Annotated in this window: 15 protein-coding genes; 6 read left to right on the top strand and 9 right to left on the bottom strand. The window is 70.8% G+C overall.

Annotated features, from left to right (window positions below; all coding sequences use genetic code 11):
• Window positions 1-25 precede the first annotated feature (25 nt).
• On the bottom strand, window positions 26-1,177 hold the full coding sequence (locus CLV43_RS00485; RefSeq protein ID WP_106185880.1) for an AI-2E family transporter: 1,152 nt from the start codon (window positions 1,175-1,177) through the stop codon (window positions 26-28).
• 78 nt (window positions 1,178-1,255) lie between these two features.
• Here CLV43_RS00485 and CLV43_RS00480 point away from each other — a divergent pair, with 78 nt between their 5' ends.
• The 3 genes from CLV43_RS00480 to CLV43_RS49935 all read left to right on the top strand — a co-directional run bounded on the left by CLV43_RS00480 (window position 1,256) and on the right by CLV43_RS49935 (window position 7,738).
• The gene (locus CLV43_RS00480) at window positions 1,256-3,469 is read left to right on the top strand and encodes a translocation/assembly module TamB domain-containing protein (RefSeq protein ID WP_245886044.1); all 2,214 of its coding nucleotides are present in this window, start codon (window positions 1,256-1,258) and stop codon (window positions 3,467-3,469) included.
• Window positions 3,470-3,547: 78 nt separating this feature from the next.
• On the top strand, window positions 3,548-4,480 hold the full coding sequence (locus tag CLV43_RS00475) for a hypothetical protein (protein ID WP_146174597.1): 933 nt from the start codon (window positions 3,548-3,550) through the stop codon (window positions 4,478-4,480).
• Window positions 4,481-4,732: 252 nt separating this feature from the next.
• Entirely contained in the window at window positions 4,733-7,738 is a 3,006-nt protein-coding gene (locus CLV43_RS49935; protein WP_106184957.1) for a beta strand repeat-containing protein, read from the top strand.
• Window positions 7,739-7,838: 100 nt separating this feature from the next.
• On the opposite strand, the gene CLV43_RS00465 is transcribed toward CLV43_RS49935, so the two are convergent.
• Both CLV43_RS00465 and CLV43_RS00460 read right to left on the bottom strand, forming a co-directional pair.
• Window positions 7,839-8,678, bottom strand: a complete 840-nt coding sequence (locus tag CLV43_RS00465) for a GGDEF domain-containing protein (protein WP_106184956.1) — start codon at window positions 8,676-8,678, stop codon at window positions 7,839-7,841.
• Window positions 8,679-8,807: 129 nt separating this feature from the next.
• Window positions 8,808-9,686, bottom strand: a complete 879-nt coding sequence (locus CLV43_RS00460; RefSeq protein WP_106185878.1) for an exonuclease domain-containing protein — start codon at window positions 9,684-9,686, stop codon at window positions 8,808-8,810.
• Between the two features lie 208 nt (window positions 9,687-9,894).
• On the opposite strand from CLV43_RS00460, the gene CLV43_RS00455 reads away from it, so the two are divergent.
• The gene (locus CLV43_RS00455) at window positions 9,895-11,673 is read left to right on the top strand and encodes a hypothetical protein (RefSeq protein ID WP_146174596.1); all 1,779 of its coding nucleotides are present in this window, start codon (window positions 9,895-9,897) and stop codon (window positions 11,671-11,673) included.
• Between the two features lie 350 nt (window positions 11,674-12,023).
• On the opposite strand, the gene dnaB is transcribed toward CLV43_RS00455, so the two are convergent.
• From dnaB to CLV43_RS00425, 6 genes are all read right to left on the bottom strand, one after another.
• Window positions 12,024-14,069 (bottom strand): replicative DNA helicase, encoded by a 2,046-nt coding sequence (gene dnaB, locus CLV43_RS00450; RefSeq protein ID WP_211304228.1) that lies wholly within the window; start codon window positions 14,067-14,069, stop codon window positions 12,024-12,026.
• Between the two features lie 490 nt (window positions 14,070-14,559).
• On the bottom strand, window positions 14,560-15,015 hold the full coding sequence (rplI, locus tag CLV43_RS00445) for a 50S ribosomal protein L9 (RefSeq protein ID WP_106184953.1): 456 nt from the start codon (window positions 15,013-15,015) through the stop codon (window positions 14,560-14,562).
• Window positions 15,016-15,040: 25 nt separating this feature from the next.
• Window positions 15,041-15,280, bottom strand: coding sequence for a 30S ribosomal protein S18 (gene rpsR / locus CLV43_RS00440; RefSeq protein WP_106184952.1), 240 nt, complete (start codon window positions 15,278-15,280; stop codon window positions 15,041-15,043).
• A 53-nt stretch (window positions 15,281-15,333) separates the two neighbouring features.
• Window positions 15,334-15,837, bottom strand: coding sequence for a single-stranded DNA-binding protein (locus CLV43_RS00435; RefSeq protein ID WP_106184951.1), 504 nt, complete (start codon window positions 15,835-15,837; stop codon window positions 15,334-15,336).
• A gap of 16 nt (window positions 15,838-15,853) precedes the next feature.
• The gene (rpsF, locus tag CLV43_RS00430; protein ID WP_106185877.1) at window positions 15,854-16,198 is read right to left on the bottom strand and encodes a 30S ribosomal protein S6; all 345 of its coding nucleotides are present in this window, start codon (window positions 16,196-16,198) and stop codon (window positions 15,854-15,856) included.
• Between the two features lie 138 nt (window positions 16,199-16,336).
• Window positions 16,337-17,344 (bottom strand): hypothetical protein, encoded by a 1,008-nt coding sequence (locus tag CLV43_RS00425; protein ID WP_106184950.1) that lies wholly within the window; start codon window positions 17,342-17,344, stop codon window positions 16,337-16,339.
• 161 nt (window positions 17,345-17,505) lie between these two features.
• On the opposite strand from CLV43_RS00425, the gene CLV43_RS00420 reads away from it, so the two are divergent.
• Both CLV43_RS00420 and CLV43_RS00415 read left to right on the top strand, forming a co-directional pair.
• A complete protein-coding gene (locus CLV43_RS00420) occupies window positions 17,506-18,276 on the top strand; it encodes a deoxyribonuclease IV (RefSeq protein ID WP_106185876.1) in 771 nt (256 codons plus the stop codon).
• 26 nt (window positions 18,277-18,302) lie between these two features.
• Window positions 18,303-19,703: a glycosyltransferase family 87 protein gene (locus CLV43_RS00415; protein WP_342749740.1), complete on the top strand. Its 1,401-nt coding sequence runs from the start codon at window positions 18,303-18,305 to the stop codon at window positions 19,701-19,703.
• Window positions 19,704-19,740: the final 37 nt, after the last annotated feature.

The following is a 19,740-nucleotide window of genomic DNA, read 5'->3' as shown; positions in this document are numbered from 1 at the left end:
GCACACGAACTAACGACTCAGGACACTAGAGGTCCTTGACCCGGTCGCCCGACCCGTCCTCCGGTCCGCTCTCCTGCGGCGCGTGCACGTCGACCTGCGACGGGCTCACGTCGGCGTCGGAGTCCGACAGCAGCGAGCGGATGCCGGAGTTCAGCACCGCCAGCAGCGGCACGGCGAGCAGCGCGCCCGCGATGCCGCCGACGACCAACCCGGCGGTGATCGCGAGGACCACGGCCAGCGGGTGCAGCTTCACCGCGCGGCCGAGCAGCAGCGGCTGGAGCACGTGGCTCTCCAGCTGCATCACGCCGATCAGCACGGCGAGCACCACGAGCGCCGCGACCGGGCCGTTGGCGACCAGCGCGATCAGCACGGCGACCGCGCCGGTGATCACCGCGCCGATGATCGGGATGAACGCGCCGAGGAACACCAGCGCGGACAGCGGCACGATCAGCGGGACCCCGACGGCCCACAGGCCGATGCCGACGCCGACCGCGTCCACGACCGCCACGGCGGCGGTGGCCCGCACGTAGCTGACCAGCGACGCGAAGCCGCGCCTGCCCGCGACGTCGGCGCGCGGGCGGACGTCGCCCGGCACGCCGCGCATGACGAACCGCCAGATGCCGTCGCCGTCGTGCAGGAAGAAGATGAGGGTGAACAGCGCCAGCAGCACACCGGTCAGCAGCTCGCCGACGGTCGCCGCGGTGGTCAGCGCGCCCGAGGTGATCTCGGACTGGTTCTCCTTGATCGTGTTCAGCATCCGGTCCAGGTACGCCTGGAGCTGGACGTCGCTCAGGTGCAGCGGGCCGTCCTTCAGCCACCCGCGGATGGTGTCGAGGCTCGCCGACACCTGGGTCTGCAGCTCGGGAAGGCCCTTGGAGAACTCGGTGATCACGAACGTCAGCACGCCGCCGACCACGGCGATGCCGCCGATCAGCACCAGTCCGGAGGCGACGCCGCGCGGCACCCGCAGCTGCACGAGCTGGGAGACCAGTGGTGACAGCAGGGCCGCGAGCAGCAGCGCGATCGCGACCGGGATGACGATCGTGGCCAGGAACGACACGACGTTGGCAACCACGTAGAGGGCGGCGACCACGGCGACGAACCGCCAGCTCAGCGCCGCGCTCACCCGCAGCAGCCTCGGCACGCGGTTGCTGATCTCGGATTCGGGTGCAGTCACGCTGGTCACCGTATCCCGCGAATCCCTGGTCAGCACCGTGGTTCAGGTGATCAGATCGTGTCGTCGCGGGGGAGGGTGATGGACGAAGAGCTGACCGAGGTCGAGCGCCGGGTATGCGTGGCGTACGCGTCCGGAACCCCGATCGACCTGAGGAAGGACACGAAGGAGCGGGCCGAGCGCACCGTCCGCGGCTCCGTGCTGACCGGGCTGCTCAACGGCGTGTACCGGGTCCGCGCGCCCGGCGTGCCCGCGCTGCGGCTGCGCGGCGCCGACGTGGTCGGCCGGTTCGACCTCGAAGGCGCCCGGCTGCGGACCGTGATCGACCTGCTGGACTGCGCGTTCGAGCAGCCGCCGGACTTCCGGATGGCGCACCTGGTCGGCCTGCGGATGCGCGGCTGCCGGGTGCCGGGCCTGTGGGGCCGCAACCTCCGGGTGGCCAGCGACCTGGTGCTGGAGGCGGGGTTCACCAGCGACGGCGTGGTCGACCTGACCGACGCGACGGTCGACGGCACGTTCCGGCTCGCGGGAGCGGTGCTGCGCAGCCGGGGTGACCACGCGCTGCTGGCCGCCCGCATCCGGGTGTCCGGTTCCATCCAGGCCATCGCCCTGCGCGCCAACGGCGAGGTGCGGCTGCGCGGCGCGAACATCGGCGGCAGCGTCCACCTCGGCGGCGCCCGGCTGGTCAACCCGTCCCAGGACGCGCTGGAGGCCTCCGGCGTCGTCATCGCGGGCAACCTGTTCTGCGACGCCGAGGGCGGCCGCTTCACCGCGGAGGGCCGGATCCTGCTCGACGGCGCCCGCGTCGGCGGTGACGTCATCTTCTCCGGCGCGCGCCTGCGGTCGGCCAGCACGGTGGACCGGCCGGTGCTGGTCATCCCCCGCGGCACGGCCGACGAGTCCGCCGCGCTGGTCGCGGACCGGATCAAGGTCGAGGGCAACGTGGAGCTCGACGACGGGTTCACCTCCTCCGGCGCGGTCCGGCTGCCCAACGCCGACATCGGCGGCTACCTCCGGCTGTCCGGAGCGGTCATCGGCAGGCAGGACGTCGTCGAGGAGCTGGAGGACCTGACCGGCCTGGTGGTGAGCCGCATCCCGGTCGCGCTGCACGCCGACGGCATCCAGGTCCGCGGCGACGTGGAGGCGCGCGGCGCGGTCAACGGCGGGTTCACCGGCGACGGCGCGTACGAGACGGCACTGCGCGCCTACGGCCAGGTGCGGCTGGTCGACGCGCACGTGCGCGGCAGCATGAGCCTGTCCGGGGTGCAGCTCAACGGCCCCGGCATCGACGTCCTGTTCGCCGACCGGCTGCGCGTCGGCGGCACCCTGTTCCTGCGCGACCTCCGGGCCAAGGGCTCGATCCGGCTGCAGAACGCGAACATCGGCTCCACCCTCGACTGCTCCGGCGCACGCCTGACCCACCCGCGCCGCCGCGGCGACGGCACCGCGAAGCCGTCGCTGGACGCGCGGGTCGTCACCATCGGCAAGGACCTCCTGTGCAGCTTCGGCTTCCAGGCCGACGGCGGCGTGCGGATCCGGCTGGCCGAGGTCAGCAAGATGGCCACGTTCGCGGGCGCGCGCCTCGGCGGACCGGGCAGCGAGATCGCGCTCAACGCCTACGGCCTCCAGGTGCACCAGTTGGTGCTGCGGCTCGACGCCGACCGGGTGCCGGTCGGCCGGGTCGTGCTGACCAGGGCGAGGGCCACCTCGGTGTCGGACGGGCCGGGGCTGTGGGCGGCGACCGGCGGCGTGGACGTGGAGGACTTCACGTTCGACTCGATCTCCGCGACGGCCGGGGTCGACGTGCACACCCGGCTGCGCTGGCTGCGCGAGGTGCAGCCGGACTTCGCGCCCGGCCCGTACGAGCAGCTCGCGGCCGTCTACCGCAACGGCGGCGAGGAGGAGCTCGCCCAGCACGTGCAGCTGGAGAAGCAGCACCGGCGCTACTCGGAGCTGGGCCGCGCGGGCCGGGTCTGGGGGTTCCTCCAGCGCTGGACGGTCGGCTACGGCTACCGGCCGTGGCTCGCGATCACCTGGCTGCTGGTGTTCTGGCTGGCCGGGTCGCTGTGGTTCAACTGGCACGTCATGGAGCGGCTCAACACCGACGAGGAGCCGGTGTGGAACGCCTGGCTGCTGTCGATGGACCTGCTGATCCCGATCGTCGACCTCGGCCAGGACGGCAAGTGGCGGTTCACCGGGGCGTCCCAGTGGATCTCCAGCGTGCAGATCGCGGTCGGCTGGATCCTCGCCTCGACCGCCGCGGCGGGTGCGGCTCGGGTGCTGAAGAGGATCTGACCAGCGTCGACTACTGGAAGTCACGCCTGACTTCACAGAGTGTCCGTCACACGATGTGACGAACCGTCGCTCTGCGGCGTGCGTTCGACGCCGTCCTCCTGGCAGGCTCACGACGTCGACTTGATCACTTCGGTCGGCGACCCAGTCAAGGTGGAGGTACCCAGGTTGTCTGCCGTGGACGAGCGAGCGGGGATGGGGGCGCGCCGAGTTCGGCGTGCCCTCGGCCGCGCTCTGCTCGTCCTCGGCGGTGCGGCGGCAGGCACTGCCGCCGCCTGGGTGCTTTCCACGGCCACGGCAGCCGCCGAGGCGCCGGAGTCCGACGTGGTGACGGCGGTTTCCGCCGGGGCGTCGCAGCACCAGTTCGACGAGGTGCTGCCCGCCCGCATGAACACCGCGGTCGATCCGGTCGTCGCGCCGGCCACCCAGACCGTTGCTGGGATCGATCAGGCACTGCGCGCCGAGCAGGAGAAAGCGCGCGCTGCCACCACCCCGAAGCTCGAAGAGGTCGCGGACCAGCTCCGCGGCGGTTTCGACGAGGTGGGTTCCTGGTTCGAGCCGCGCTGGGCGGAAGTCCTCGACCCCAGCGCTCTGCTCCCGGTCGGCAAGACCGCGAGCGCCGTGTCCCAGGTGTCCCCCACGACCAGTGACGTCGTCGCACCGGCAACGGTCGGCACGCCCGTCGTGGAGGCCCCGGCCACGCACCACTCGCGGTTCGGCGACCAGTGGGCGCAGCAGCCCGTCCCCCCGCGCACCGCGCAGGGCGACGAGTCTCGCCCGGATTTCCCCGGAGACCGCTCTCCGGTGCCGTTCGCCCCGTTCGCTCCGCCGGTCAACACGCCGGTGCACTGCTCTTGCGGTGGCGACGGTTCCGGTTCGGCAGGCAGCCAGAACTCGGCCTCCCAGGCCGCGTTCGTCAACGCCTACAACTCCGCTGTGGCTCGGGCGCTCAAGCCCACCACCGAGCGGATCTCCGTGCTTCCGGGAAAGCAGCCCGGCAGCACCCCTGACTGATCTGAGCGCGCGGTCCTGAACAGCTTCCAACGCTGTTCCGGGTAATCGACCGGCGCGCTCTTTCTCCATGCGCTCCTTTGTTGGTCGAGATGCCGCGCACCCAGCCTCCCTCGATCTGGGTGGTCCGCTTCCGACGCCTCGCGTCCGGCCACCCGCCAAATCCCCCCGCAAGGGACAAAGGAAAAAGGAGTCTCAATGCAGACCTGGGCAAAGCGCGGAATCCAGTCCGCGCTTGTAACTGGTGGTTTGCTGATGCTCGGTACGGGCATCGCTTCTGCCCAGGAGAACGTCAACCCCGACGCCACTCCCTCGACGATCGACGGCGGCATCACCGTGCCGATCGACATCGAGAAGAACGCGCTGGGCACCCCCGTCGGCCAGCGTGAGCTGCCCGAGATCCACCGCGAGATCAGCACCAACCAGCTCACCGGCGCGAACCCGCTGGTCCGCGACGTGAGCGACCGCTACGACTCGTCGGTGTTCCGCGGCAACGTGGTCCAGCCGAACGCCGTCGTGCCGGTCAACATCTGCGGCAACGCCATCGCCGCCGGCGGCAACGCGGGCGTCGAGACCACGTGCAGCCAGTCCGTCGCGCAGCCCGACGCCGTGCTGACCGACGGGTCGAACGGCTCCCTCGCGGGCAACGTCGTCGCCGTCGGCCTCGCCGTCCCGGCGCAGGTCACCGGCAACGCCATCGCCGTCCTCGGCAACGCCTACGCCAACACCTCGGCCGACCAGTCGGCCTCCACCGGTGGCGACATCACCACGTCGGGCGAGCGCAGCACGCTGTCCGGCAACATCGCCGCCGTCCAGGGCGCACTGCCCATCCAGGTGACGAACAACGCGGTCGGCGGTGGCGGCAACGCCTACACCGACTCGGACGCCAGCAACTCGGCCGAGTCCCTCGGCTCGCTGAAGACCGACGGCGACAACAGCTCCGGCGGCGGCAACGTCGTCGGCGTGCCGCTGGCCCCGATCGCCGCGGTGAACGGCAACGGCATCGCCGGTGCCGGCAACGCGGACTCGGTCGCGAAGAACAGCGCGACCGCCGACGCGGGCACCACGCGCACCGGCATCAACGGCATCCCCTCGTGGACGCAGACCAGCGGCGACCCCGCCACCCTCGCGGGCAACGTGGTCCAGCCGCAGCTCGCGGGCCCGGTGTCGGTCGACGACAACGCGGTCGCCGGTGCGGCCAACTCCACGGCCACCAGCAGCACGGTGAACGACGCCGAGGCCGGCGGCTTCACCAGCACGACCGGTGAGGGCTCCACGCTCTCCGGCAACCTGGCCGACGCGCCCGTGGCGCTGCCCGTCTCCGGTGGCGGCAACGCCGTCTCGGCGATCGGCAACACGGCCGCGCAGCACAGCAACGACGTCACCGCCAAGGCGGGCGACGGCACGTACACCAACGGCGACGACTCGGTGCTCGGCGCCAACACCGTCACCGCCGCACCCGCGGGCGCCGTCGACGTGTGCGGCGACGCCGTCGCGGGTGCGGGCAACGCCGCCGCGCTGTGCGACAACGACGTGACCTCCGAGACCGGTGGTTACAACGGCACGACCGGCAACGACAGCGTGGGCTCCGGCAACATCGGCCAGGTCCCCGTCGTGGTTCCGGGTGAGGTGTACGGCGCCGCCGCGAGCATCGTGGGCACGCCGACCAGCACCACCGAAGAGCACAAGAGCATCACGTCCGGCGGAACGCCGAACAGCCAGGACGACAACGGCACGGTGTCGAGCAACATCGTCACCGCGCCCACGGCCGTCGGCGCGCAGGCCTTCGGCGACGCCGCCGCGCTCGTCGGCAACCCGAACACCGACACGGCCAGCGACACCACGCTGACCGCGGGCGGCCCGTCCAACGCGACCGGCCACCACGGCTCCGCGTCGGGCAACATCGTGCAGGTCCCGACCTCGAACCCCGCGCAGGTCTTCGGCGACACCGTCGTCGCGGTCGGCAACGGCTCGTCGAACGTCGACTCCACGCTGGAGTCCACCTCCGGTGGCGACGCGACCAGCGACGGTGCCGCGGGCGCCATCGCGGGCAACGTGGTCTCCGCCCCCGAGGCCACGGCCCTCGAGGTCTTCGGCAACGCGGTCGGTGCCGGCAGCAACGTCGAGAGCGACGCCGCCAACCACTACAGCTCCATCTCGGGCGGCGACGTCACCACCACCGGTGACCGCGGCTCCCTGTCGGGCAACGGGGTGGCCGCCCAGGCCGCCGCGCCGGTGCAGGTCTTCGCGGACACCGTCACCGGTGCCGCGAACGGCTACTCCAACACGTTCGGCGACACCACCGTCATCGCCGGTGGCGACAGCACCTCGTCGGGCAAGGACGCCTCGCTCGCGGGCAACCTGGTCACCGTCCCGGTGAACGCGGTCCCGACCGTGTTCGGCGAGCCGATCTCGGCCGCGGGCATCTCGAAGACCACCTCGGACAGCACCCTGCTCAGCCAGGCAGGCGGCGACACCGACACCACCGGCAACGGCGGCGCCCTCACGGCCCACGACATCCCGGTGCCGGTCGAGGCCGCAGCGCAGGTCTACGACGTGCCGGTCGAGGTGCTCGGCGAGGCCACCGCTCTCGTCTACACCAACACCACCCAGGTCACCGGCGAGGACGCCGACGCGGTTCGCGCGGCCGACGTGGCCCGCGGCGTCGACCTCCCCGTCGGCGTGGACAGCCTGCTCGGCGCGACCGAGGTCCCGAGCCTGACCAACCTGAACCGCCTGCCCGTCGGCTCGGAGATGCTGAGCACCCTCCCGGTGAACCAGCTCCCCGACACCGACCAGCTGAGCGGCGTCGAGCTCCCCACCCAGGGCCTCGACCTGCCCGCGGGCGACCTGTCCCTCCCGACCGACGAGCTGGGCCTGCCGGAGGAGCGCTCCTTCGGTGGCACCCTGCCCCTGGTCGGCGGCAACTTCGGCTTCACCCCGGTCGTCCAGGGCCTGCTGCCCCTGACGCCCGCCGGCCGCAGCCTGCCGACCGTCCCCGCGGCCCCGGTCGCCGTTCCGGCCACGCTGCCGGTCGTCGTCCCGGTCGTCCCCGTCGCCCAGCCCCGCGCGCTCGGCACCCCGGCCCTGCCGGCCCTGCCGACCACGTCGCTGAGCGGTCTGAAGCTCGACGCCACCGGTGACGCCCTCAAGGCCGCCGACGGCGAGCGCTCCCTCCCCACCGCCCCGGCCCTCGCGGGTCTGGACACCCGGTCCCTCTTCGGCAACCTCGAGGACACCATCCAGATGCCCCGCATCTGACGGTGACGGACCGTTCCACCTGTAGTACCTGGTAGCTAGACACCGAGCCCCCGACGCACCAGCGTCGGGGGCTCGGTCCTTTCCCGCCTCGCGACGCCGTTCACCGGCGCAGCCTCTCCTCCACGTGCGCGATCACCGCGTGCATGGGTGCGGCCCCGTCGCTGGTCACCCAGCAGACCCGCACCCCCGGCCGGACCCGGCTGCTCCCCACCCGAACCGCCCGCCCGGCCAGCTCCCGCACCCGCTCGGCCACGGCCTCCCCGGACCCGCAGCTGTGCTCGGCCACCACGGCGAACTCGTCCCCGCCGTACCGGGCCACGGTGTAGTCCTCCCGCAGCCCCTCCCGCAGCCGCCCGCCGAGCACCGCCAGCAGCTCGTCCCCCCGCTGGAACCCGTGCTCCGCGTTCACCGCGGCCATCTTGTGCACGTCGACCAGCACCAGCGTCACCACGGTCCCGTGCGTCCGCGCCCGTGCCAGCGCCTGGTCCAGCCGGTCGTGCAGCAGCGCCCGCCCCGGCAGCCCCGTCAACGGGTCCAGCAACCCGCGGCTGTGCGGGACGTCGACCGTCACCGGCTGGAGCAGCACCAGCAGGCGCTGCTCCCCGCGGATGACCAGCGGGTGGTACTCGGCCCACACCTGAGCCTGCCGCCGACCGTGCCGCGTCACGACCAGGGGGATGGTCAGCGCCCCGGTCCGCAGCACCTGACCGGCGAGCTCCGCCCGCGAGGGCAGCGGGGCGCCGGAGTCGTCCTGGACGTCCCACCCGACCGGCCGTCCGCTGGACAGCAGGTCCTCCTGCCGCAACCCCAGCAGGTCCGCCGCCAACCGGTTCCCGGCGAGCACGTTCCCCACGGCATCCATCAGCAGCACGCCGACCGGTAACTCCGCGACGAGTTCTTCCCACACCGGGCGGGTGGGGGCTGTCTGCACGGTACGCATGTCGCTCGTACCTTCCGCTGGCTGCCTGGCCTGTTCGTGACGAGCTTCCCCGCAGGTAGCGACGTTTTCAATAGGCCCAATGACACCCAGTTCGGTGATCTTTCGCCCTGGCTGTAACGCCGTGACCTGCTAGGCCAACCGGGCGAGCATGGACCCGAAGTCCTCTTCGGACACGATCGGCACCTCATATGCGCGAGCACGGCGCGCCTTGCTGGACAAGGTGAACGGATCGGCCGCGACGAGGACGCGGGTGGCCTTCGTGACGTAGCCCTGGACGACGCGCAGTCCGGCGGCCGAGGCGCGGTCGACCCACACGTCGCGCGGGTCGAGCATCTGGCCGGTGAACACGACGGTGTCGCCGCGCACCAGCGTGACGAGCTCGGTACCGGTGGTCCGCTGCGCCACGACCTCGCCGCGCCGCACGAGCTGCGCCTGGTCGGAGGCGAACACCGGCCACGGCGCGCGCTCGGCGTCGTCGAGCAGGCCGCGCCACGGCTCGGGCCGCCCGGCCTTGCGCAGGTAGTCGGCGAACAGGCCCGCGGCGGCGTGCGCGTCGTGCAGCGCGGAGTGGGCGTCGAGCAGCGACACCCCCGCCGCGTCGCAGCACGCGCGCAGCGACCGACCGGCGCGTCCGGGCAGGTAGTCGGCGGCCAGCCGCATCGTGCACAGGCCGGGGGTCGGCCACTCGACGCCGAGCCTGCCGAACTCGGCGGTCAGGAAGCGGGCGTCGAAGGCGAGGTTGTGCGCCACCAGCACCCGGTTGGCCAGCCGCGCGGCCAGCGCTCCGGCGACCTCGGCGAACGTCGGCGCGTGCCACACCTCGGCCGCGCTGATCCGGTGGACGTGCTGCGGCCCGAGGTCGCGGACCGGGTTGACCAGCGTGCACCACTCGTCGGTGACCACACCGTCCTCGTCGAGGTGCACCACCGCGACCTCCGCGATCCGGTCACCACCCCGCGCCGCGAAGCCGGTCGTCTCGGTGTCGACGACCGCGTAACCCGCACTCACCAGCGACACACCCACACAGACGAGATCCGATGCCGACCGAGGATGATCGAAATGTACCCCGGATGATGTTGGTCGCTCCGCCCTGGCGCGCGGAGTTCCGTCGGATTTCGTAACGTGTCGGAGATCCTGCAACGAATCCGGTCACCCAAGCGTCTTCAGGGTGTAGCCGACGGGTGCTTCCACCTCGGCGCCAAACTCTGGGGGAACGTTGTCCACTGCGCTGAAGGCCGCGCCGGCCCCGGTGATCGAGCGTCCCGAACGCGACGATCCCGACCCGCCCGGAAGATCGAGACGCCGGGCGGCTGCCGCCGCGCAGACGCTGCTCAGCGCCGCGATCGTCGGCCTCCTGCTGCACATGCGCTACGGCTACACCGCGGGCACCGGTGACCACCTGGTCCTGTCCGCGCTCGGCATGCACTGGGCGAACCCCGACCTGTTCGGCGACGACTGGGTCATCGCGAACGCGCCCCAGCCGCACTGGCTGTTCGACGTCGTCACCTGGGCGGGTACGGCCACGGGCACCCTGGAGGCCGTCTACTTCGGCTACTGGGTGCTCGGCCTGCTCGTGTTCGGCTTCGCCACCGCTCTGCTCGCACGGGCCTGGGCGCCGCGGCACACCTGGCTGGCGACCATCGCCGTCTCGGCGATCGGCGCGGTCACCCCGTGGTGGCTGCTCGGCACCGGCTCCCCGATGCTCGCCATCGCACTCCCCGGCGTGCTCGCCGGGTTCCTCATCTACCTGGCCGTCGCCGCGCTCGTCACCGAGCACCACGTCGTCGCCGCTATCGCCGCGATCGCGACCGCGTTGGTGCACGTCCAGCAGGGCGCCGTCGTCGGCGTGCTGCTGCTCGCCGTCGTCCTGGTGCACGCCGCACGCGACCGTCGGATCCACTGGCCCCTGCTCGGCACGGCCGTCGTGACGTTCGGCATCGTCGCCGCCAACCTCGTGGCGCGGCCCGTCGCGGGTGACACCGAGGAGTTCGCCAAGGTCTGCCGCGACCTCATCCCGTACCACTGCGAGGCCACGAGCTGGTCGCCGCAGATGATGTGGGGCGGGTTCGCCCTGGTCGGCCTGGCCCTGCTGAGCATCGCCCACTTCCGCCCCGGTCGCCGCTCCCTGTGGCTGGTGCTGGTCGCGCTGCCCGCCATCGGCCTCACCGCGGGCGTGCTCCTCGACCGCTTCAACGTCCCGACCTGGGGCACCCTTGCGCAGGGCCTCAACATCTACCGGCTCGACGTCGTCCTCATGCCGATGGCCGTCTGGGGCGCCCTCACCCCCGTCTTCGCCCGCCGAGCCACCTGGGTCCGCTGGCTGCTCGTCGCGCTGGTCCCCGCACTCGCCTACTTCGTGCTCGGCACCAAGATGACCGAGTTCGCCTACCCGTTCGACCGCACCAACGGCGGCAACTGGCTCTACCTCTCCCTGGCCGCCGTGGTCCTGGCAGGCTTCGCCAAGCTCCCCCGCACCATCGTCACCACGGGCATCCTCGCCGGCCTCACCATGTCCGTGATCGTCGCCCACTCCTTCGTCTGGCGCCCCCTCGACCTCACGTTCATCCCGAACGACGACCTCCGCACCTGGGGCAAAGCCGTCCAGTCCGTCGTCCCACCCGACAGCACCATGCTGATCCCCCCACTAGCCATCGACCTAAGACTCGCCACCGCCCGCGGCGTGGTCGTCGACTGCAAGAACGGCGCCTACGGCGGCGACGCCACCGTCGACTACGAGGCCAGACTCACCGCTCTCGGCGGCATCAAACAATGCATCAAACAAGACCCCGGCCTCTACAACTCCCTCACCGCACTCCAGCTCACCGCCATCGCCCACCGCTACCACGCCGACTACCTCGTACTGGAACCCGCACAGCAGTGGCAGCAACCCGCCTACGAACAACTCGGCTGGACCGTCGTCCTCAAACCCTTCAACAAGCTCAAGGACACCGTCCTCAAAGCACCGGAAACAACCCCAAGCAGCAAACATAACTGAGCCAACCAACGACACTGAAACGAAAGACAAACGGCCCAACGACGCTGGAACGAAAGACAAACGGCCCAACCCAGCTGGAAGCAACAAGCCGCCCACCCAGCGACGCTGGAAGCGAGCGGTGCTCGTCCGCCGTGCGGTCGGCTTGACTTGGGGTTTTTGGGCTTAGACTTGCGGCGGCGGGCAGGCTCTACCACCTGCCCTTTTTCGCCCGACGAAGCCCAAAAAGGGGCCCCAAGTCAAGCCGACCGCACCCGGAGACAGCTGTAGCGACACCCCCGGAGTCCGCGGATAGCGACACCCGTTTCGAACCCGCCAGCTAACTACGCGCCTGAACTAACTACACGCCCGACCTAACTATGCGCCAGATCCGTGAACCGGCTGTAGTGCAGCTGATGCGCCACCACGATCGTCGCCGTGGGCCCCGCACGATGCTTGGCGATGATCAAGTCCGCCTCCCCAGCCCGAGGATCGTCCCGCTCCCAAGCATCCGGCCGGTTGATCATGATCACCATGTCCGCGTCCTGCTCCAGCGACCCGGACTCGCGCAGGTCGGACAGCATCGGCTTCTTGTCGGTGCGCTGTTCCGGGCCGCGGTTCAGCTGGCTGATCGCGATCACCGGTACCTCGAGCTCCTTGGCGATCAGCTTGAGGTTTCGGGAGAACTCCGAGACCTCCTGCTGGCGGGACTCGGTGCGCTTGCCCGACGACATCAGCTGGAGGTAGTCGACGACCACGAGCTTGAGGTCGTGGCGCTGCTTGAGGCGCCTGGCCTTGGCGCGGATCTCCATCATGGTCAGGTTGGGCGAGTCGTCGACGAAGATGGGTGCTTCGCTGATCTCGCTCATCCGGCGGGCCAGCCTGGTCCAGTCGTCGTCGCTCATCTTGCCGCCGCGCATGTCGCCGAGGCGGATCTTGGCCTCGGCGGAGAGCATGCGCATGACGATCTCGGTGCGGCTCATCTCCAGCGAGAAGATGGCGCTGGTCATGCCGTGCTTGATCGAGGCGGACCTGGCGAAGTCGAGGCCCAGCGTGGAGTTGTGCGTCGGGATCGTCGTCTGCCCGGCGAGGTACATGTGGTCGTGGTTGTCGACCTCGACGCACCGCACCGGAACGCTCTCGACGGGCCGCACGGCGACGATGTCGACGCGGTCGCCGCCGAACGTGCGGAGCAGCTCCGCGATGTCGCGCGCCAGCCGGACGAACCTGGTGCCGAGCTCGCCGCCGACCAGGAGCGCGTCGAGCAGCTCCTGCCGCTGGGAGCGGCTGGCCCGCAGGTACTCGGCGGGGATGTGCGGGTCGTCGGCGAGGCCGAGCTCCTTGGCGGTGTGGATCTCGTCGTCGGTCAGCTCGCCCTCGACGAACCCCAGTTCGCCGACGCCCACGAGGAACGCGCCGAGCGTGCGGGGCGGCAGGGGCAGTGCCGCGGTCGGCAGGTTCCAGCCGCACGCCAGCCGCACGGAGTGCCGCGCGCTGCTGCGGTGGATCTGCTCGGTGGTGCGGATCGCCCAGAACCCGCCGGTGGCGCTGCACGACTCGGTCAGCCACTGGTGCTGCGCGTCGGCCGTGATGACGGTGCCGTCGCTGAACTCCACGTCGAAGCACGGCCGGTCCACCATCACCTCGGTGGCCGCGACGACCCTGGTCGGCCTGCCGTCCGCGCCCATCAGGTGGTGGCCGACCTCGACGGCACCCATGGTCGTCCACCCGGTCGGCGTGGGCAGCGGGGTGTCCAGCGCCAGCGCCTTGCCGACACCGGGCCGCGCCGCGACGATGATCATCTGGCCGGGGTGCAGGCCGTTGGTCAGCTCGTCGAGGTCGGCGAACCCGGTCGGGATGCCGCGCGAGTTGCCGCCGCGCGAGGCGATGGCGTCGATCTCGTCCATGGTCGGCTGGAGCAGGTCCTCCAGCGCCACGTAGTCCTCGCTCGTGCGCCGGTCGGTGACCTCGTAGATGGCGGCCTGCGCCCGGTCGACGACCTCGTCCACGTCCGCGCCCTCGGCGCCGTTGTAGCCGAGCTGCACGATGCGCGTGCCCGCCTCGACGAGCCTGCGCAGGACGGCCTTCTCGGCCACGATCTCCGCGTAGTACCCGGCGTTGGCCGCCGTCGGCACGGTCGCGATCAACGTGTGCAGGTACGGGGCGCCGCCGACGCGCAGCAGCTCGCCGCGGCGCTCCAGCTCGGCCGACACCGTGATCGGGTCGGCGGGCTCGCCGCGCCCGTACAGGTCGAGGATGCAGTCGTACACGGCCTGGTGCGCGGGCCGGTAGAAGTCCGTCGGCGCGAGCGCCTCGATCACGTCGGCGATGGCGTCCTTGCTCAGCAGCATGCCGCCCAGTACCGACTGCTCCGCGGCCAGGTCCTGGGGGGGCTGCCGTTCGAAGCTGGGTTCGGCCATTCCTCGGTCGTCCACCAGCGCCACCGCGCCCTCACCTCCACGCATCGAGCTGTTCGAAGTGTTCTACCCCGACCCACCGACAATTCCGCGGGCGTGCTCGCGACGCACAGCGAGCACCGGGGTTATGACCGGACGCTAGAGCCACCCGACTGGAGCAAGCAAACCTGCCTGTGGACAAGTCGGTGGACAGGTTGTGGATGATCCGCGCCAACAAGCCACAGATGGCCGAGAAGGTGGGGACAACTTGTGGACAACTTGGTGTGTGACAGAAATAACGCCAGCTCAGGGGCTGTGCACAACTTGTGGAAAAAGTTGTTGGTCTTGGGCGCGGCGTGTCGCGTGTAACCGCCTGTTCGGCGTGTCGCAGGGCACCTGTCACACCGGCTGTCCACAGGTGGCCGATTACCCGCGCACTACGGCAAACGAGCGACAGCGCCGCCCGCCCGGCGAACCGGGCGAACGGCGCTGTCGGTGCAGCTGTCTGCGGTGCTCAGCTGGCGGAGGACACGTCCACCGAGAGCGAGACCGTGACCTCCGGGTGCAGCCGGACGGTCACCGCGTGCTTGCCGGTCGTCTTGATGTGACCGGCAAGCTCGATGGCGCGCTTGTCCAGCGTCGGACCACCGGCGGAACGGACCGCGGACACCACGTCGGACGTGGTGACCGAGCCGAACAGCTTGCCGGAGCCCTTGGCGGACTTGGCCTTGAGCGCGACCGCGCCGAGGCCCTCGAGCGCGGTCTTGATCTCCTTGGCGTGGTCCAGGTCGCGCACGCGGCGCGTCTCCTGGGCACGGCGGATGACCTCGACCTGCTTGGCCGCACCCTTGGTGGCCACGATGGCCAGACCGCGGGGCAGCAGGTAGTTGCGTCCGTAACCGTCCTTGACCTCGACGATGTCGCCGGGGCCACCGAGGCCGCTCACGTCAGCAGTGAGGATGAGCTTCATGTTCTGGGCTCCGTCTCTCTCTGTGTCAGCGGGCGGTGGAGGTGTAGGGGAGCAGTGCCATCTCACGCGAGTTCTTCACGGCGATGGCGACGTCGCGCTGGTGCTGCGAGCAGTTGCCCGTCACGCGGCGCGCGCGGATCTTGCCGCGGTCGGAGATGAACTTCCGCAGCATGGTGGTGTCTTTGTAGTCGATCTGAGTGGCGCTCTTGTCCTTGCAGAAGGCGCAGACCTTCTTCTTGGGCTTGCGCACAGGCGGCTTGGCCATGTGTTAGCTCCTGGTAAACGCGGTGTGGGTTGTCTGGGTGACCGGTGCGCGGTCTAGAAGGGGGGCTCGTCGGCGAAGCCGCCGCCGCTGTTGCTCGCCGCCGGGGCGGAGCCCCAGGGGTCGTCAGCGGGAGCGCCACCACCGCGGGGTGCCGAGGAACCGCCGCCGAAGCCGCCGCCCTCACCGCCGCCACGGCTGACCTTGTTGACCTTCGCGGTCGCGTAGCGCAGCGAGGGGCCGATCTCGTCGACCTCCAGCTCCATGACGGTGCGCTTCTCGCCTTCCTTCGTCTCGAAGGAACGCTGGCGCAGCCGCCCGGTCACGAGCACACGCGAACCACGCGTGAGCGACTCGGCCACGTTCTCCGCGACCTGCCGCCACACGTTGCACCGCAGGAACAGCGCTTCGCCGTCCTTCCACTCGCCCGACGCCTTGTCGAACGTGCGGGGAGTGGACGCCACGGTGAAGCTCGCCACCGCGGCGCCGGACTGGGTGAAGCGGAGTTCGGGATCGGCGGTCAGGTTTCCGACCACCGTGATCGTCGTCTCGCCAGCCATGTCGGGAGCCCCTGCCTCAGACCTTGGCCTTGGCGGCGTTCTTGGCCGCCTTCGCCGAAGCCTTCGTGGCCTTCGGGGGGTGGCGCCGCATGACCTTGGTCCGCAGCACGGTCTCCTGCAGGCCCAGCTGGCGGTCCAGTTCCTTCACCGCGTCGGGAGTCGAGGTCAGGTCGAGCACCGCGTAGATGCCCTCGCTGCTCTTGTTGATCTCGAAGCTCAACCGGCGCTTGCCCCACACCTCGACCTTCTCCACGTTTCCGCCAGTCGTGCGGATCACGTTGAGAAAGGTGTCGAGCGACGGTGCGACAGTGCGCTCGTCGAGACTGGGGTCAAGGATGACCATCACTTCGTAATGACGCATGAGGACCACTCACCTCCTGTGGACTCGCGGCCACGGACTATCCGTGGCAGGAGGGTCGTCGCGTCAGCAACCTGTCCAGGGTAACAGCGCGCGCACAGTGCTCACGCACCGTCCCCGGTCAGCGGGGTGCGGGGAGGGTCAAGCCGCCGAACGGCGGAGGACCCACGTGCGCACCAGCGCACCGGTCACGCAGGACAGCGCGAGCACGGCGAGCAGCACGGGGGCCGCGACGCCGCCCATCTTCCCGGTGCCCGGCAGCGCCTGCGCCCGGCCCGCGGTCTGCACGGCGCCGGGGTCCGTCGTGGGCAGCCCGTAGCCGGGGGTGTAGCCGGGGACCTGGCCGCCGTAGCGGACGCCGGGCGAGGGCGAGAACAGGCCGGGAGTCGCGAACGGCAGCGAGCCGTAGCCGAACAGCGGGACGCGGCCGAAGTTCGCGCCGAGCCCGGTCGGGCCGTAGAGCTGCAGGTCGCCCGCGCCGACCCCGCCGACGGGGCTGAAGATGCTGCCGGGGCCCGGCTGGCCGGGGACGGTGCCCGTGCCGGTGCCGGGGGTCGTGCCGGTGCCCGGCTGGCCCGTGGAGGGCTGCCCGCCGGGCGGAGGGGTCTGGGGCTGGCCGAGGCCGGGGATCTGCTCGACGGCCTTCTGCGAGGCGTCCGCGATGGCGCTGGTCCCGTCCTGGACGGGCGCGGCGACGGCGTTGACGCCGTTCACGGTCACGCCGCACAGGCCGGACAGGGTCTGCTGGACCGACCCGCTGACCGTGCTGATGACCGGTCCGAGCAGCGGGATGTTGTTCAGCTGGGCGACCACCTGGTTGGCGATCTGGCCGCCGGTGATGAAGCCCTTGCCGTCCGGGATGGCGCCGATCGGGATCGGCGGCAGCGAGGTGAACACGGGTCGGAGCTGGTCCGCGATGGGCGGGCCGAGCAGCGGGACGGCGCGGACCACGTTGACCACGGGGTCGACCACGGCACCGGGGCTCAGCGAGACGGGGGTGCCGGGGGTGCCCTCGACGGACGCGGCGCAGCTGCCCACGACCACCGGTTCGGCAGCGGCGGCGGTGCCCTGACCTGCGGCGGCGCCGATCACGCCGACCGCGAGCGCCACGACGACCGCCCCGAACAACCGGGTGAGCCGGGTCCGCATGCCGTGCCTCCTGACCTGCCGCACTTCGTTTCCTACTTTCAAGTAACGAGCGTAGGTCCTGGTGGTGACGCAGTCACGTCTTCGGTTGACTTTCATCCACCCAGCCGCATATCGACGGTGGGGCGGCAGGGCCCCACCGAAGCCGACTACCCTGCATGGTCATGCGCATCGGGGCTCATGTCCGCGACGACGACCCGCTCGGCGCCGCGGCGGACCGTGGCGCGGAAGTCGTCCAGTTCTTCCTGGCCGACCCTCAGGGCTGGAAAGCCCCCAAACCGCACCCGCGGACCGCCGAGCTGCTCGCCTCGGACATCACCGTGTTCGTCCACTCGCCGTACGTCCTCAACGTCGCCTCCCTCAACAACCGCATCCGCATCCCGTCCCGCAAGACCGTGACCCAGCACGCCGAGGCCGCCAAGGCCGTCGGCGCCGAGGGCCTGGTCGTGCACGGTGGCCACGTCACCAAGGGCGAGGACCCGGCGGACGGCTTCGCGAACTGGCGAAAGCTGTTCGAGCGGCAGCAGGAGTCGGGCGGCTTCGCCGTGCCGATCCTGATCGAGAACACCGCGGGCGGCGACTACGCCATGGCCCGCCGCTTCGACTCGCTCAAACGCCTCTGGGACGAGGTCGGCGACTTCGGCGCCGGGTTCTGCCTGGACACCTGCCACGCCTACGCGGCGGGCGAGGACCTGGTCGACATCGTCGACCGGGTCAAGGCGATCACCGGCCGCATCGACCTGGTGCACCTGAACAGCTCCCGTGACGAGTTCGACTCGGCGCGCGACCGGCACGCGAACATCGCGTCCGGCACCATCCCCGCCGAACAGCTGGTCGCCGTCGTGGCGGCCGCCGGTGCCCCCGTCGTGGTGGAGACACCGGACGAGGGTCAAGCCGCCGACATCGCGTTCCTGCGCGAGCACGTCGGCCCGTGAGCATGGCTCAGGAAGTGGTGGCCGTTGTGCCCGAGCACGTCGACGGGCCTCGGTCCAACCACTTCGCGCGGACCGCGATGGCGGTGCTGGTGCTGCTCTGCGGCCTCACCCTGCTCATCGGGTTCGTGAACAAGGACCGCTGCACCGGTCCGTCCTTCGACCAGTGGGGCCGCAGCCAGCCCGACTACGAGGAGCGGAACAAGCGGGACGTCTGCTACTCCGACATCCAGCACCTGTGGATCGGCCGCGACGTCGACCGGCACGTCTTCCCCTACGTCCACGGCAACATCAACGCCAAGGGCACGCTGATCGGCGGCAGCGTCGAGTATCCGGTGCTCACCGGCCTGCTGATCTGGGCGGGCGCGATCTTCACCGACACCGACGCGGGCTTCCTGCTGTTCTCCGCGCTGCTGATGGCCCCGTTCGGCCTGGCGACGGCGTGGCTGCTGGGCAAGCTGTCGCGGTGGCGGGCGCTGCTGTGGGCCATCGGGCCGCCGCTGGTGCTCTACGCGTTCCACAACTGGGACCTGCCGGTCGTGCTGTGCGCGGTCGCCGCCGTCTACGTGGTGCACCGAGGTTGGGGCAAGGCGGGTGCGGACCGGCCGCTGGTGCGCCGGGCCGTCGTCTCGTCGGTGCTGCTCGGCATCGGGTTCGCGTTCAAGATCTACCCGGCGCTGTTCGTGCTGCCGCTGATGCTCTACGTCCTGACCGGCGGTCCCGGCGGCCGCGAGCTGCCCGCGGGCAAGCGGTACGACTGGTCGGGCATGGCGCGCGTGGCGCTGGCGCCGATCATCACCGTGGTGCTGGCGAACCTGCCGTTCGCGATCTTCGGCTACGAGGGCTGGAAGGCGTCGTTCGAGTTCCAGGGGCAGCGCAAGGTCGACATCACCACGAACTCCATCTGGTACTGGGGCATGCGGCCGTTCATGGCCGACGACACCATGCAGTCGCTGGTCAGCGTGCTGTCGCCGGTGTGCATGGCGCTGTCGTTCGTGCTGGCGTGCTGGATCGGCTGGCGCCGCTTCAAGCACGAGGGCACCTACCCGTGGATCCCGGTGTCCGCCGCGATGCTGTGCGGGTTCCTGCTGCTGCACAAGGTCCACTCGCCGCAGTACACGCTGTGGCTGGTGCCGATGTTCGTGCTGCTGCGCATCCCGCTCGGCTGGGCGTTCGCCTACTTCGCGGCCGACCTCGCGATGGGCATCGGCATCTTCCGCTGGTACTACGCGATCGAGTTCGGCCAGCCCGCCGGCATCTACGACGGCTTCTCCGCGCAGGCCGTGGTGATCGGCGTCTGGGGTCGGGCCGCGCTGCTCGTGGCGCTGTTCTACGTGTTCCTGAGAGCCCGCGACACGGTGACCGAAGGTGATGAGGAGCCGCCGGTCGTCGAGCAGCACCCGGTGCTCGAAGCGGGTCGACCGATCTGACCAGCACCCGGTCGGCGGCGCGCTGCCGCCGACCGGG

Source organism: Umezawaea tangerina, assembly GCF_003002815.1.
Lineage (GTDB): Bacteria > Actinomycetota > Actinomycetes > Mycobacteriales > Pseudonocardiaceae > Umezawaea > Umezawaea tangerina.
Note: the sequence above shows the minus strand (reverse complement) of the source record. Positions and strands in the feature narration are given on the sequence as shown.

What these genes read in the sequence shown, in the direction of transcription:
- CLV43_RS00480 (WP_245886044.1), top strand. Translation starts at nt 1,256, where the DNA reads ATGGACGAAGAGCTGACCGAGGTCGAGCGCCGGGTATGCGTGGCGTAC.
- CLV43_RS49935 (WP_106184957.1), top strand. Translation starts at nt 4,733, where the DNA reads ATGCTCGGTACGGGCATCGCTTCTGCCCAGGAGAACGTCAACCCCGAC.
- CLV43_RS00425 (WP_106184950.1), bottom strand. Translation starts at nt 17,344, where the DNA reads ATGCGGACCCGGCTCACCCGGTTGTTCGGGGCGGTCGTCGTGGCGCTC.
- rpsF (WP_106185877.1), bottom strand. Translation starts at nt 16,198, where the DNA reads ATGCGTCATTACGAAGTGATGGTCATCCTTGACCCCAGTCTCGACGAG.
- dnaB (WP_211304228.1), bottom strand. Translation starts at nt 14,069, where the DNA reads ATGGCCGAACCCAGCTTCGAACGGCAGCCCCCCCAGGACCTGGCCGCG.
- rplI (WP_106184953.1), bottom strand. Translation starts at nt 15,015, where the DNA reads ATGAAGCTCATCCTCACTGCTGACGTGAGCGGCCTCGGTGGCCCCGGC.
- CLV43_RS00435 (WP_106184951.1), bottom strand. Translation starts at nt 15,837, where the DNA reads ATGGCTGGCGAGACGACGATCACGGTGGTCGGAAACCTGACCGCCGAT.
- CLV43_RS00420 (WP_106185876.1), top strand. Translation starts at nt 17,506, where the DNA reads ATGCGCATCGGGGCTCATGTCCGCGACGACGACCCGCTCGGCGCCGCG.
- CLV43_RS00465 (WP_106184956.1), bottom strand. Translation starts at nt 8,678, where the DNA reads ATGCGTACCGTGCAGACAGCCCCCACCCGCCCGGTGTGGGAAGAACTC.
- rpsR (WP_106184952.1), bottom strand. Translation starts at nt 15,280, where the DNA reads ATGGCCAAGCCGCCTGTGCGCAAGCCCAAGAAGAAGGTCTGCGCCTTC.